Here is a 13,036-nt window from a genome sequence, read left to right as displayed (position 1 = left end):
TCAGGATGGTGGCGTCCGTCCTCCGGGACACCCGATCGGGCCCGGAGGACGGACGTCGTGATGGCTAGCGCAGGAGCGAGAGCACGCCCTGGGTGCTCTGGTTCGCCTGCGCGAGCATCGAGGTGCCGGCCTGGCTCAGGATGTTGTCGCGCGTGTACTTGACCATCTCCTGCGCCATGTCGACGTCGGTGATGCGCGAACCGGCAGCGGTGAGGTTCTCCTTGGCCACGTTCGTCACGTTGATGGCGTGGTCGAAGCGGTTCTGGACCGCACCGAGGTTGGAACGAGCCTCCGAGACCGACTTGATCTGCGCGTCGAGCTCGGTCACCGCGAGGCGAGCGTTGTCGCCCGTGGTGAAGTCGAGCGCCTTGACCGCCGTGGCGACCTTCGAGACGTCCGCGCCGGTGAGGTCGACGTCGATCTTGCTGGCGTCGGAGCCGTCCGCGCCGACCTGGAACGTCAGCTTGCCGGTACCGGGACCGGCAGCCGTGGTGGAGGCCTTGCCGTCGAGCAGCTTGATCCCGTTGAAGTTGGTCGAGTCCGAGATGCGCTGCAGCTCCTCCTGGAGCTGACCGACCTCGGTCGTGATCGCCTTCCGCGAGTCCTCGTTGTTCGAGTCGTTGCCGGCCTGGACAGCCAGGTCGCGCATGCGCTGGAGGATCGAGTGGGTCTCGGTGAGGCCACCTTCAGCGGTCTGCACGACGGAGATGCCGTCCTGCGCGTTGCGGGCGGCGACCGTGAGGCCACCGACCTGGGACTTCAGCCCCTCGGAGATCGACAGACCGGCAGCGTCGTCGGCAGCACGGTTGATGCGGAGGCCGGTCGAGAGCTTCTCGAGGGACTTCGACAGGTCGTTCTGCGTCGCGTTGAGGTTCCGGTACGTGTTGAGTGCCGAGAGGTTGGTGTTGATGGACATACCCATGGTGGTTTCCTCCGTGAATGTGGGTCGTGCGTCGGCCCGTCCGTGGGCTGACATGGATGACTCTCGGCCGGTTGCCGGGAGCCGTTAGGGGATCGGCGGAGAAGTTTCCGCCGACGTCTCAACTCGCCGCGACGGCCGGGCCGGACGCGGCGTCGTGCACGGCACGGGCGACACCGGCGGCGGCGTTCGTGGCGACACGGGCGAGGTAGGCGCTGCGGCGGGCCGCGGTGGTGCGGCTCGCGGGCTCGACGGTGGTGCCGTCGCCGTAGTGGGCGGCGAGACCGTCGTGGAGCAGGCGCATCGCCTCGGAGCGCTGCTGCGAGACGGCCGAGTGCGTGATGCCGAGCTCGGCGGCGACGTCGGTGACCGAGCGGTCGCCGAAGTACACGGCCTCGACGATGAAGCGCATCCGCTCCGGCAGGGCCTCGACCGCGGCGCGGAGGTACCGGCGCTTCTCGGTCTCGAGCAGGTCGTCCCCGGGGAGCGGCAGGTCCGCGGCGACGAGGTCGTGCACGGTCTCGTCGAGCGGCGCGACGGTCCGGGCGGCGTCGCTCATCGCGTCGACGGCGGTCTGCTTGTCGACGCCCATGGCATCGGCGATCTCCTGGGCACCGACGCTCCGACCGAGGCGTGCGGACAGGGCCTCCTGCGTTGCCAGGGTCTCGCGGATCCGCTTCCGGGTGCCGCGGGAGGCCCAGTCGGCCGAACGCATGTCGTCGGCCAGCGCACCGGCGATCCGGGTGCGGGCGTAGGCGCCGAACGGCACGCCGAGGGTGGGGTCGAAGGCCTCGGCGGCTGCGACGAGTGCGAGCGATCCGACGGCGGCGAGGTCGTCGCGGTCCAGGTGCGTCGCCCGGGAGCGGACGTCGGCCACGATGTAGCCCACGAGCGGGAGGTGCTCCACGATCATCGCGTTGCGTTCGGTGCGGTCCATGCTGTTCCCCTGGTCGACCTGACGTGTGTCGGCTCACCCGTCCGTGGGCGCGACGGACGCCGGCCTCGGATGGCCGGTGCGTACGCCGAAGACCCGCCCGGGTCCCTCCGAGCGGTGCACCCCGCATCGTTCCCGAGCGGTTCCGGGTGTCCCCCGGGGTGCGTTCTGAATGTATCGGCTGGCAATGCGCTGAACAGGTGCACAACCGTCCCCAGTGCGGGGGTGTCAGGCGCCGTTCCGGGTCGGCATTTGGGGGGACCCGGGGTCGGGAACGCCCGTTCTTGTCCCCCGACGGGGGTCATCGGGTCACAGAGTCGACGAGTACGGGGGACGGCACTCGGCCGCCGGGGCTTACGGTCGCGGTCACGGAGTCGATAGGTCCCGGTGTCCGCAGGATGACGGACCGGGGACCACCCCGACGAACCACCACCTGGGAGGAGCTGATGAGCGTGAACGACCTGTCCGCCGTGCTCTGGCGCGAACGCGAGCTGCTCGAACTGCTCACCTTCAAGCTCGAGGAGGAACAGCTCCTGCTCACCGCGGGCCGCTCCCGCTGGGTGTCGCACGCCAGCCGCGAGGTCGAGCAGGTCCTCGACCGGCTCCGCAGCACCGGTCTCGAGCGCGCCGCGCAGAGCGCCGAGGTCGCCGAGGAGTGGGGCGTGGCCGCCGACGCTCCCCTGCGCGACGTCGTCGCCGCGGCACCGAACGGGCCGTGGGGCGAGATCCTGTCGTCACACCTCACCGCGATGGTCGAGCTGACCACCCAGATCGGTGCCCTCCGCGACGAGAACGACCGGTTCCTCCGTGCCGCCGCCCAGGCCACCGAGGAGACCCTGGCGGGGACCGTCACCGGCGCCGCCACCTACGACGCGAGTGGCACGTCCGGCGCAGGCCAGGACGGCGCCCGCCTGTTCGAGGGGACGCTGTAACACCGTGGTCAGCACCTTCGGATCCCTCGCGACCGCCTACTCCGGCCTCGCAGCCGCCCGTGCCGGCATCGACGTCACCGGCCAGAACATCGCGAACGCCGGCACCGCGGGCTACACGCGGCAGCGCGTCACGCAGAACTCGATCCCCGCGACCCAGACCGGGTTCATGCGGGGCACCGCGGCCCTCGCCGGCCAGGGCGTCTCGGTCGACGGCATCGCCCGCCTGGCGTCCCTGACGCTCGACGCCGGTGTCCGCGTCGCCGCAGGTTCGTCGGCCTACGCCGATGCCCGCGCCACGGCGCTCTCCGCCCTCGAGACCGGGTTGCACGAGCCCGGCAAGGACGGCCTGAGCGCCAAGCTCGACGCGTTCTGGTCGTCCTGGGGCGAGCTCGCCAGCCACCCCGACGACCCGGGTGCCGCAAGTGCCGTGCTCGGGGCCGCCGGCACCGTCGTCGCCGCCCTGGCCGCCGGCTCGAAGGCCGTCGACGCGCAGTGGTCCTCGGTGCGCGGCACCCTGACCGGGCAGGTCGCCCAGCTGAACGGCGCCGCGGAGCAGGTCGCCGACCTGAACGGCCGGATCCGCACCGCGCTCGCCTCGGGCGGCAACGCCAACGAGCTGCTCGACCAGCGCGACCAGCTCACGCAGCAGATCGCCACGCTCGCCGGCGGCACCACCCGGACGAACGCCGACGGCACGGTCGACGTGCTCCTCGGCGGCAACCCGCTCGTGCAGGGCACCGACGCCCGCTCGGTCGCCCTCGGCGGCGGCGAACGTCTCGCCGACGGCACCGCGGTCACCCTGACCTGGACCACCGGCACGGCCGGGGCGGTCGGACTGGGCGGCGGGTCGATCGGTGGCGCCCTCGCGGTCCTCGCACCCGCGTCCGGCACCGGCACCGGCGGCGCACTCGCCGAGGCCTCCGCGTCCTACGACGCCGTGGCCACGCGGCTCGCCACGACCGTGAACGCCCTGCACGCCGCCGGGACCACCCCGGCCGGCACCACCGGCGCCCCCTTCTTCTCCCTGGCGGCCGGTGTCCCCGCCGCCCAGGCACTCGGCGTCGTCCCCACGGACGCCGGTGGGCTGGCGACGCGGAACGCGGCGGGGGAACTCGACGACTCGTTCGCCGACGCGCTCGCGCGACTCGGGGCGTCGTCGGACGGCGCCGACCAGGTCTGGGCGACGTTCGTGGCGGGGGTGGGCACCGCCTCCAGGTCGGCCACGTCGGAATCGACGATGACCGGACTCGCGCTCACCAACGCGCGCACCCAGCAGCAGTCCAGCGCCGGCGTCGACCTCGACGAGGAGAACGTCAACCTGCTGAGCTACCAGCACGCGTACCAGGGCGCGGCGCGCGTCCTGACCGCGGTCGACGAGATGCTCGACACCATCATCAACCGCGTCGGACTCGTCGGGAGGGGCTGATCGTGATCACCCGTGTGACCACCCAGATGTCGATGGCGGCCGCCTCGGCCCGGCTGCAGGCCGGTGCCGCGCGGGTCGCCGAGCTCACCGACCAGGCCACGACGCTGCGTGCGATCCAGAAGCCCTCGGACGACCCGGTCGGCACCGCGTCGTCGATGCAGGTGCGCAAGGAGCAGGCCGCAGCCGCGCAGTACTCGCGGAACGCGAACGACGCCGCGGCGTGGCTCGCGACCACCGACAGTGCGCTGTCCGGCGTGTACTCGGTGCTCAACAACGTCCGCGACCTCACGGTGCGGGCCGCGAACTCCGGCACCATGAGCGACACCGACCGCGACGCGTTCGTCACGCAGTTCCGGTCGCTCAAGGCCGACCTCGAGGCACGCGCCAACACGACCTACGGCACCCGTTCGGTGTTCGCGGGCTCGTCGACCGCCGCTGTCGCCTACGACCCCGCGACGGGTTGGGCGGCATCGGGCACCGACGTGTCCCGTCGGGTCGGCGACGGCACCACGGTGCGGGTCGACACCACCGGCACCGCGGTCTTCGGCTCCGGCGACGACTCGGTGTTCGGCATGATCGACTCCATCGTCAGTGACCTGCAGAACGGGGTGAACGTGAACGCTCGCATCGGGGACGTCGACACGGCGCTCGGGACCGTCCGCGGTGCCCAGGCCGACGTCGGCGTCCGGCACGCAGCCGCCCTCGCGGTACAGGACTCGCTGAAGTCCGCGACCGTCTCGCTCGAGAGCCGCCGCGCCGACATCGAGGACGTCGACCTCGCGAAGGCCGTCCTCGACCTGCAGGTGCAGCAGACCAACTACCAGGCAGCCCTCGCCGTCACCGCGAAGGTCCTGCAGCCGACCCTGATGGACTACCTCCGATGAGCATCTCCCTGACCTTCGCCGTCCCGCCGTTCGGGCTCGCTCCCGCCGCGGCCTTCGAGCTCTCGCCGGTCGACGGCGCCGAGGGGCTGTTCACGCTCGTCGGCGACGACGCACGGCTGTTCCTGCTCGACGCCGCGGTGCACCTGCCGTCGTACGCGCCGGAGCTCACCGACGAGCAGGCCGCCGGGCTCGGGTTGACCGACCCGGCCGATGCGATGCTGCTCGTGGTCGCGAACCCCGGAGCGTCCGGCACCACGGTGAACCTGCTCGCGCCGATCGTCGTGAACGCCCGGACGGCCGTGGGCGCGCAGGTCATCCTCGAGGAGCAGGACCTGCCGCTGCGGGCGGAGCTCGCGCGGGTGTAGGTGGGGGGCTTCGGGGGCGGGGCCGGTCGGGCCCGGTCGACGCGGAACGACACTGTCGACGTCCTACGACATCGGTGCTGTCGCACCTCCGCGTCTGCAACAGTTGCGCACACGTGACAGCGACAGAGTCGCCGTCGGACGACATCGACATCGTCGCAAGTTGCGTCCGCCTCATCCCTCCACAGCCTGGAGGCGCGGTTCGTCATCCACAGATCGGCTCACCGTCGCCCCGTGGTCGGTCCCGGCGATCGATGGTTGATCCATGGACGACCGCGCACGCACCATCCCCCTCATCCGCACGACCGGCAAGCCCAGCGCCGAACGCCGGGCACTGCAACGCCGGGTCCGTCGGGGCGAGTTGGTCGCGGTACGTCCGGGGGTCCTGGTCTCCCCGTCGTCGGTCGTCGGACTCCGGCCCGAGGACCACCTGTTGCTCCTGGTGCGCGCAACCGCGCCGATGATCCACAAGCCGAGGGCCTTCGCGCGCTCGGCTGCGGCTGCCGTGCACGGACTCCCCTTCGTCCATGCCCCTCCGGCGAAGGTCGACGTGGTCGATCCGCGCCGCGAACGCTCCGACACGTCAGCACATCTGCGGCTCCATCCCGGACCGCTCGTCCGCGAGCCGACGCCCAACGCGCGGGTGGGCCGGCCTGCCCGCGACCACCCCCGCGGAGATCGACGGAGCGCCCGTCACGTCATTGGCACGGACCCTCGTCGACATCGCGGGTTCGTCCACCCTCGAGTTCGCGCTGCCGATGATCGACCAGGCGCTCCACGATCGGCATCTCCTGCCCGAGGTCCTGCTCGACGAACTCGCCGCGACGGGGCCCACGGGCCACGACAAGGCAGGGATCGCCGTGGGGATGGGCTCGGCGCTGTCGGGGTCACCGGCGGAGTCAGTGTGCCGCGTGCGCTTCCGCGAGATCGGGGTGCCGGAGCCGGTGCAGCAGCACGTGTTCGCCCGGGCCGGATCGGCCACGGCGATCGTGGACTTCTGGTTCCCCGACCAGGGCGTCGTGGTCGAGGTCGACGGCCGCGCGAAGTACGAGGACCCGGCGCTGCTCGACGGGCGATCCACCGCGGACGCGCACTGGCGCGAGAAACGTCGTGAGGACTTCATCCGGTCGTTCCCCGAGGTCCGTGTGGTCGTCCGGCTCTCGTGGTCCGACCTGATGCAGCCCGACCGGGTGCGGGCTGCCCTCCGGCGCGCGGGTGTGCCGTGCTGAGGCTGCGTGTTCGACGATCAGCGCGGACGACGCGGCGCGTCCGGGTGGTACGTGCGCTGACGCTCGATCCTCGGCCGATCGGACGCTTCACCGGCGTGCGCCACCCCACCGACCACGACCTCACCGAGTCCCACGCGGACACCACGCACCGGCCCCACGCCCTTGACCACGCCGCCGCGGTGGTCGGGGTCGGGCTCCCGGTGGTCGCCGCCGTCCGCCAGTTCGACGTCTCGCAACGAGACCGGCCCGAGCACCTGCGCGCCCGAGCCGATCCGCGCCGGCCCCTCGACGAGACACCCTGCCGTCAGGCGAGCCCGACCACCGATGACGACGTCGGACCCGTCGGCCACGATGGTCACCGGGCCCGGGCCGAGTTCGGCACCCTCGCCGATGTGCACGGCCGACGCCGACGCGACGACGGTCACGGGTCCGGGGCCCAGGCGGGCACCGGCGGCCAGCGTGATCACCCCATCGTGACGGGTCTCGAGCGTCGTGGACGGGTACAGCTCCACGCCGGGCAGGACCGACACGCCCACCCCGATCAGGACGGACGCGGGATCGAGCACCCGGACCTCGGGCGCGAGGGCGGCCACCTGCCGGACGGTCAGGAACCCGGCCGCACGACGAGCGTCGTCGAGGGGTCCCTGCTCCGGATCGGTGTCCACCCAGCGAGCCTCTCACGTGCCCGGCGTACGGTGAACGCATGGCCCGTGCCCCGAAGGACCAGTCGATCGTGCCCCTGCCGACCGCACCGGTCTCCCCCACCTCTTCCGACCCCCGAACGCAGCAGGTCCAGCCCTCGGGCTGGGCCAAGTGGCTCGATCGGGTCATCAGTGTGCAACGCCCCGTCGTGGTCGCGCACGTCAACGCGATCCGTCGCCGCAAGCCCGACGCGACCCCCGCCGAGGTGATCCAGATCCTCGAGCGGCAGTACCTTGCCGCCGTCACGACCGGCGGTGCCGCGGTCGGTGCGAGTGCGGTGATCCCCGGGGTCGGGATGGCAGCTGCGCTCGGACTGAGCGGCGCCGAGACGGTCGGGTTCCTCGAGACCACCGCCCTGTTCGCACAGTCGGTGACCGAGGTGCACGGCATCGCACTGGACGACCCGGAGCGCGCCCGCACCCTGGTGATGGCGATGATCCTCGGCGCACCGGGCACGCAGCTCATCAAGCAGCTCGCCGGACAGGCCGCCGGCGGTCAGGCCCGGACCGCCTTCTGGGGCGAGATGGTGACGTCCTCGCTGCCGAAGCAGGTCGTCAACGGCATCGGCGGACAGGTCCGTGACCAGTTCATCAAGCGCTTCGCCATCCGACAGGGCGGCTCGGTCCTCGGCCGCGCGCTCCCGTTCGGCATCGGCGCGGCCGTCGGCGGTCTGGGGAACCACGCCCTGGGGCGCAAGGTGATCCAGGCGTCGCGGACGGGGTTCGGGATGCCGCCGGCGGAGTTCCCGATCGTGTTGACGGTCACACCGGCTGCCGAGAAGACCCGGCGCGCGCTGCCGTGGAAGCGCGGCGCGGGCAACGACCAGGACCTCTGGACCGAGCCGGGCCAGGACGCCCCCCGCTCGAAGCGTTAGCGGGACGACCGAGCAGGGCCCGGGCGCGGTTGCTCAGCAGCCGAGCCCGGGCCGTTCGTGCAACTGCGCCTCAGAAGGACCGCACCGGCGTCGTCACGACCTGCCCGGCGTGGGCGAACCCTCCACCGAACCCGAACAGCAGGGCCGGCACCCCCTCCGGCAGGTCGCCACGTTCCCACGCCTTCGACAGCCCGAGCGGCACACTCGCGGCCGAGGTGTTCCCGGACTCGACGACGTCGCGGATGACGAACTTCGACTCCCCACCGAGCGCGGTCACGAGCGGCTCGATGATCCGCAGGTTCGCCTGGTGGAACGCGAACACCTCGATGTCGTCCATCGAGAGCCCGGCGGCCTCGACGACCTTGCGGGCGTGCCCCTCGGCCTCGGTGATGGCCCACCGGTAGATCGAGCGGCCCTCCTGGTTGAACCGCCCGGGCGAACCCTCCACACGGACGGCGTCGAGCAGGTGCGGCACGCTCCCCCACGACACCGGGCCGATCTCGGGCGTCTCGGCGACCCCGAGCACGGCGGCACCGGCCCCGTCACCGACGAGTACGCACGTCGACCGGTCGGTCCAGTCGGCGATGCCGGACAGCACCTCGGACCCGATGACGAGCGCGACGTCGGCCGAACCGGTGCGGATGGACTGGTCGGCGAGCCCGAGCGCGTACTCGAAACCGCTGCACGCGGTGTTGATGTCGATCGGCGCCGGGCCGTTCGTCATGCCGAGAGCGGCGGCGACCCGACCTGCCGTGTACGGCGCGCGGTCCTGGTGGGTGGTGGAGGCGACGATGACGAGTCCGACGGCCGAGGGTGACACCCCGGCGTCGGCGAGGGCACGGCGTCCGGCCTCGATCGCCATCGACGTCACGGTGTCGTCGGGCCCGGCGATCCGACGCGTCTGGATCCCGGTGCGGGTGCGGATCCACTCGTCGTTCGTGTCGACCATCGTCGAGAGCTCGTCGTTGGTCAGGACGCGTTCGGGCTGGTGGTGTCCGAACCCGAGGATCCGGCTGCCGCGGAGTGCTGGGATGTTCATCGTCGGCACGTTACCCCCTCATTCCACCGCCGCATGCCGATCGGGGAATGGAGACCACCGCATCACTTCCGCGCCGCTGCAGTCGCGCGGTCGTTCGCCTTGCCGATCGCCTCGACCAGCTCGTCCTTGGTCATCTTCGAGCGGCCGCTGACGTCGAGCCGCTTCGCGACGTCCATCAGATGCGCCTTCGAGGCGTTCGCGTCGACGCCGCCCTCGGTCTTCCCCGAAGAACGCGAACCGGAACCGCGGGAGCCAGCGGCGCCGGAGTCGGACGGCCCGGAGGACTCCTTCTCCTCCCAGTGGTCGCCGACCTTCTCGTACTCGTGCTTCACGGCGGCGAACGCCGTGCGGTGCGCCCGCTCGCCCGGGCCGTACGTCTCGTTCGCCGAGTCCAGTGTCTTCTCGAAGACCTCCTGCGCGTGCTTCGGTGACCGCTGCAGGGTGCTGGGGATCTCGTCCTTGGCTGGCATGACTGCTCCTCTCGAGTGGTACCCCCTGACTACTCCCCACCCCTCGACCGGTACTCCCAGGGCCTGGCGCCCGCAGCGCGTCACGAGTAGACCCGTCTCATGGACTACACACACCTCGGACGGACAGGGCTGTCGGTCTCGCGCGCCGTGCTCGGCACGATGAACTTCGGCCCGGAGACCAGCGAGGACGACTCGCACGCGATCATGGACCGGGCCCACGAGCTCGGCGTCAACTTCTTCGACACCGCCAACGGCTACGGCGGCTCGGTGGGCAAGGGCGCCACCGAGGAGATCATCGGCCGCTGGTTCGCCAAGGGCGGCGGACGTCGCGAGAAGACGGTCCTTGCCACCAAGGTCTACGGCGAGATGATCGACTGGCCGAACGGCGGCAAGCTCTCGGCATACAACATCCGCCAGTCGCTCGACGCTTCGCTGCGCCGCCTGCAGACCGACCACATCGACCTGTACCAGATGCACCACGTCGACCGGGACACCCCGTGGGACGAGATCTGGCAGGCCATGGAACTCGCGGTCGCGCAGGGCAAGGTGCTCTACGTCGGCTCGTCGAACTTCGCCGGCTGGCACATCGCCCAGGCGCAGGAGGCCGCGAAGCACCGCAACTTCCTCGGCCTCGTCAGCGAGCAGTCGATCTACAACCTCGTCGTCCGGGACGTCGAGCGCGAGGTCCTGCCCGCCGCCGGCCACTACGGCCTCGGCGTGATCCCGTGGTCCCCGTTGCAGGGCGGCCTCCTCGGCGGCGTGATCGAGAAGACCGAGAACGGCTCGCGTCGCCTCTCCGGCCGCAGCGCCGAGTACGTCGACTCGCACCGTGACCAGCTCACCACGTACGAGTCCTTCGCGAAGGAGCTCGGTCACACCCCGGGCGAGCTCGCCCTCGCGTGGCTGCTGCACCAGCCCGGCGTCACCGCGCCGATCACCGGCCCGCGAACGATGGAGCAGTGGGAGTCCGCGGTCCGCGCGGTCGACATCCGCCTCGACCAGCGTGCGCTGGACCGGCTCGACGAGATCTTCCCGGGGCACAAGACCTCGCCGGAGGACTACGCCTGGTGACGTCGCCGACGGAACCAACGGGTCGCTGACGCGACCATCTGCCTGGAGGCGCGGTGCGGGTCGGACCCGCACCGCGCCTCCAGTGCGTGGTCACGTCCAGACCGCGACCAGCGTCGCGATCAGAGGCGCGCGATCTCGTCGTCCTGCAGGCCGATCGCCCGCAGGTGCGCGTGGACCGAGCCCCAGCGACGCTCGACGTGGTCGATGACCGTGGTCATGATCTCCGGAACGCACCGTTGCGCGACCGCGGTAGCCTCGGGGTCGGCGCTCGCTGCGCGTTCCCGCGCGAAGCGGTCGACGAGCCGGTCCGCACTCATGGCGTAGTCCTCACCGATCGCGTCGATGTCCGCGCCCCAGTGCCGTGCGAGCAGCGCGCTGACGATCCCGGTGCGATCCTTCCCGGCCGAGCAGCAGACCAGCACGTCGCCGTCGGTGGCCGCGACGGCGCGGAGTGCTTCGGCGATCCCGGTGCGGTGCCGGTCGAGCCAGTCGATGTACTGGTCCTCGAGGGCGATGGCCTCGGCTGCCGACTCCAGCCCCGACGACGGATCGAACATCGGGACGCCTCGGTAGCGAGGCGACGCCGCGAGCGGATGCGGCACGGCGGCGGTCTCGTCGACTCGGCGGAGGTCGATCACCGCGTCGAGGCCGGGCGGGTAGGCGTCCGGTCCAACCGGTTCGGTGTTCGCCCGGTACACGGTGCGGGGGTGGTCGGCCTGGAGGGCGGTACCGCCGACGGGGCGGAGGTTGGTGAGGGCGCGCGACGTCGTGGTCATGCTTCCACTCTGCCGGGGACGAGCCGTCTGCGAGGATCGAACCATGAGTGAACACACCGAACTCATCGTCGCCCTCGACATCGCCGAGCGTGATCAGCGACGAATGGCTGCCGACGTGAACGATTGGCTCCGCGCGTCCGGCTGGAGCGTCCGATCGGCGTCCGCGAACGGGCTGGATGCCCTCGGTGCGCACGCGGACTCGTTCCGTGAGTCGACGTGGAGCAGCGCACCGTCAAGCGCGATCCTCTGCTCCGTCGAGGACTCGATGTGGGACGCGGTCAGCGACATGGAAGGTCCGCGCTGCTGGCAGTGCGACAGCGAAATCGCCGACGAGGACATCTCGCTCCTCGGCGACTGGATGTCCGGCCCAGAACCGGTGTTCACGTGCGGCCAGTGTGGAGCAGTGGCCCTCGCCGGCGACATGAACGTGGCGAGCAGTGTCGTGTTCGGGAACCCAGGAATCACGATCGAGTGTTTCGGGTACGACGGCATTGCCCTCGCGCGGCGGCTGCTGACCGAGGTCCGTGGATCATTCGCGAATCGATGGGCTTATGTGCACCGCCAACGGTGACCTCGTCTCGAAACTGGCGTGGCCCTGTCGTCCCGGCGCTCACGTGGAGGGCGGTAGCGCTCTTCGCCACCCCCGTGACCGTCCGAGCGCCGTGATGGCAACGTTCAGCTCAATGCCTGAGAACGTCGCTAGTACGAAGGGCAGGTCGTGTTCGGAACTCGGTCGAGTCCGAGTGCTCACCATTCAGTCGAAGACCTTCGGAACCGCGCCGTCGGCGAGCTCCTCTACTCGCTTGCCGACTTCGCGCAACAACGCCCGACATGACCCGGAACCAAGGCGGTAGTTCGCGTTCATCCGACGAAGAAATGCGTCCACCTCCCGACCCTCGGCGCCGTCGGCACCCAGCGAGACGAACTCCTTGGACATTCCAGCAAGCTCTTCGCGGCTGAACCCGTCGATGTAGAAGTCGACGTAGTCGGCAACGGACGAGTAGTCATCCCACCAGTATTGGTAGAGGTTCTCCAGGAAGCCCCCAAGGAGAGGAATCGCTTCGGAGTAGTTTTCGTACCCGATCTCGGTCAATCCAGTCATGGCACCCTCCGAGCCGTGTCGGGTACGCGGTCCGGACCACGAAACCGCCTGGACTGTTCTTGTCCCACAACAACTGCATCCACATCTGCTCCTCGTCTGCGAAGACCCCATCACCGAACCGTCGTTCGATCACCTGATCGAACGTCGCGGTGATCGTGAGAATCCTGGGTTTGGGCTTGGGCTCCATGTTCAACCAGTTCGAGATCTCGTCGGCTCGGCTCTCCAGGGTGCGGCCGATCAATCGGTTGAGATCGTCCCCAGGGAGACGGAATCCGTCCCGTCGGGCTCGGCGTTCACACCCGAAGCTCAGCCGTCC

15 protein-coding genes are annotated in these 13,036 nt (G+C 70.7%); 8 read left to right on the top strand and 7 right to left on the bottom strand.

Annotated features, from left to right (window positions below):
- Window positions 1–64 precede the first annotated feature (64 nt).
- Together BR70_RS0107130 and BR70_RS0107125 are read right to left on the bottom strand one after the other, a co-directional pair.
- A complete protein-coding gene (locus tag BR70_RS0107130) occupies window positions 65–922 on the bottom strand; it encodes a flagellin N-terminal helical domain-containing protein (protein WP_027465508.1) in 858 nt (285 codons plus the stop codon).
- A gap of 118 nt (window positions 923–1,040) precedes the next feature.
- A complete protein-coding gene (locus tag BR70_RS0107125) occupies window positions 1,041–1,856 on the bottom strand; it encodes a sigma-70 family RNA polymerase sigma factor (protein ID WP_027465507.1) in 816 nt (271 codons plus the stop codon).
- A 443-nt stretch (window positions 1,857–2,299) separates the two neighbouring features.
- On the opposite strand from BR70_RS0107125, the gene BR70_RS0107120 reads away from it, so the two are divergent.
- The 5 genes from BR70_RS0107120 (at window position 2,300) to BR70_RS19970 (ending at window position 6,686) form a co-directional block, all read left to right on the top strand.
- Window positions 2,300–2,785: a flagellar protein FlgN gene (locus tag BR70_RS0107120; protein WP_027465506.1), complete on the top strand. Its 486-nt coding sequence runs from the start codon at window positions 2,300–2,302 to the stop codon at window positions 2,783–2,785.
- A 4-nt stretch (window positions 2,786–2,789) separates the two neighbouring features.
- A complete protein-coding gene (gene flgK / locus BR70_RS0107115; protein WP_027465505.1) occupies window positions 2,790–4,211 on the top strand; it encodes a flagellar hook-associated protein FlgK in 1,422 nt (473 codons plus the stop codon).
- Window positions 4,212–4,213: 2 nt separating this feature from the next.
- Window positions 4,214–5,095: a flagellin N-terminal helical domain-containing protein gene (locus BR70_RS0107110; protein ID WP_027465504.1), complete on the top strand. Its 882-nt coding sequence runs from the start codon at window positions 4,214–4,216 to the stop codon at window positions 5,093–5,095.
- Window positions 5,092–5,460, top strand: coding sequence for a flagellar assembly protein FliW (gene fliW, locus BR70_RS0107105; protein ID WP_027465503.1), 369 nt, complete (start codon window positions 5,092–5,094; stop codon window positions 5,458–5,460). Before BR70_RS0107110 ends, fliW begins: the two co-directional genes overlap by 4 nt.
- Before the next feature lie 698 nt (window positions 5,461–6,158).
- Window positions 6,159–6,686, top strand: coding sequence for a hypothetical protein (locus tag BR70_RS19970; protein ID WP_051596714.1), 528 nt, complete (start codon window positions 6,159–6,161; stop codon window positions 6,684–6,686).
- A 17-nt stretch (window positions 6,687–6,703) separates the two neighbouring features.
- Here BR70_RS19970 and BR70_RS19965 read toward each other — a convergent pair whose 3' ends face one another.
- The gene (locus tag BR70_RS19965; RefSeq protein WP_035808267.1) at window positions 6,704–7,351 is read right to left on the bottom strand and encodes a hypothetical protein; all 648 of its coding nucleotides are present in this window, start codon (window positions 7,349–7,351) and stop codon (window positions 6,704–6,706) included.
- Window positions 7,352–7,389: 38 nt separating this feature from the next.
- On the opposite strand from BR70_RS19965, the gene BR70_RS0107090 reads away from it, so the two are divergent.
- Window positions 7,390–8,262 carry a hypothetical protein gene (locus BR70_RS0107090; RefSeq protein WP_197019625.1) on the top strand — a complete coding sequence of 291 codons (873 nt, stop codon included), beginning with the start codon at window positions 7,390–7,392 and terminating at the stop codon, window positions 8,260–8,262.
- 70 nt (window positions 8,263–8,332) lie between these two features.
- On the opposite strand, the gene BR70_RS0107085 is transcribed toward BR70_RS0107090, so the two are convergent.
- Together BR70_RS0107085 and BR70_RS0107080 are read right to left on the bottom strand one after the other, a co-directional pair.
- Window positions 8,333–9,301 carry a beta-ketoacyl-ACP synthase III gene (locus BR70_RS0107085; RefSeq protein ID WP_027465501.1) on the bottom strand — a complete coding sequence of 323 codons (969 nt, stop codon included), beginning with the start codon at window positions 9,299–9,301 and terminating at the stop codon, window positions 8,333–8,335.
- Window positions 9,302–9,363: 62 nt separating this feature from the next.
- Window positions 9,364–9,771, bottom strand: coding sequence for a ChaB family protein (locus BR70_RS0107080; protein WP_027465500.1), 408 nt, complete (start codon window positions 9,769–9,771; stop codon window positions 9,364–9,366).
- A 99-nt stretch (window positions 9,772–9,870) separates the two neighbouring features.
- On the opposite strand from BR70_RS0107080, the gene BR70_RS0107075 reads away from it, so the two are divergent.
- On the top strand, window positions 9,871–10,842 hold the full coding sequence (locus BR70_RS0107075) for an aldo/keto reductase (RefSeq protein WP_027465499.1): 972 nt from the start codon (window positions 9,871–9,873) through the stop codon (window positions 10,840–10,842).
- 119 nt (window positions 10,843–10,961) lie between these two features.
- Here the strand turns inward: BR70_RS0107075 and BR70_RS0107070 are convergent, their stop codons facing one another.
- Window positions 10,962–11,618: a tyrosine-protein phosphatase gene (locus tag BR70_RS0107070; RefSeq protein ID WP_027465498.1), complete on the bottom strand. Its 657-nt coding sequence runs from the start codon at window positions 11,616–11,618 to the stop codon at window positions 10,962–10,964.
- Window positions 11,619–11,661: 43 nt separating this feature from the next.
- Between BR70_RS0107070 and BR70_RS0107065 the strand changes: the two genes are divergently transcribed.
- Window positions 11,662–12,189, top strand: coding sequence for a hypothetical protein (locus BR70_RS0107065; protein WP_027465497.1), 528 nt, complete (start codon window positions 11,662–11,664; stop codon window positions 12,187–12,189).
- 183 nt (window positions 12,190–12,372) lie between these two features.
- Here the strand turns inward: BR70_RS0107065 and BR70_RS0107060 are convergent, their stop codons facing one another.
- Window positions 12,373–12,720, bottom strand: a complete 348-nt coding sequence (locus tag BR70_RS0107060; RefSeq protein WP_027465496.1) for a hypothetical protein — start codon at window positions 12,718–12,720, stop codon at window positions 12,373–12,375.
- Window positions 12,721–13,036 lie beyond the last annotated feature (316 nt).

Origin of the sequence: Curtobacterium sp. UNCCL17, assembly GCF_000686685.1 — a bacterium.
GTDB classification, from domain to species: domain Bacteria; phylum Actinomycetota; class Actinomycetes; order Actinomycetales; family Microbacteriaceae; genus Curtobacterium; species Curtobacterium flaccumfaciens.
Note: the sequence above shows the minus strand (reverse complement) of the source record. Positions and strands in the feature narration are given on the sequence as shown.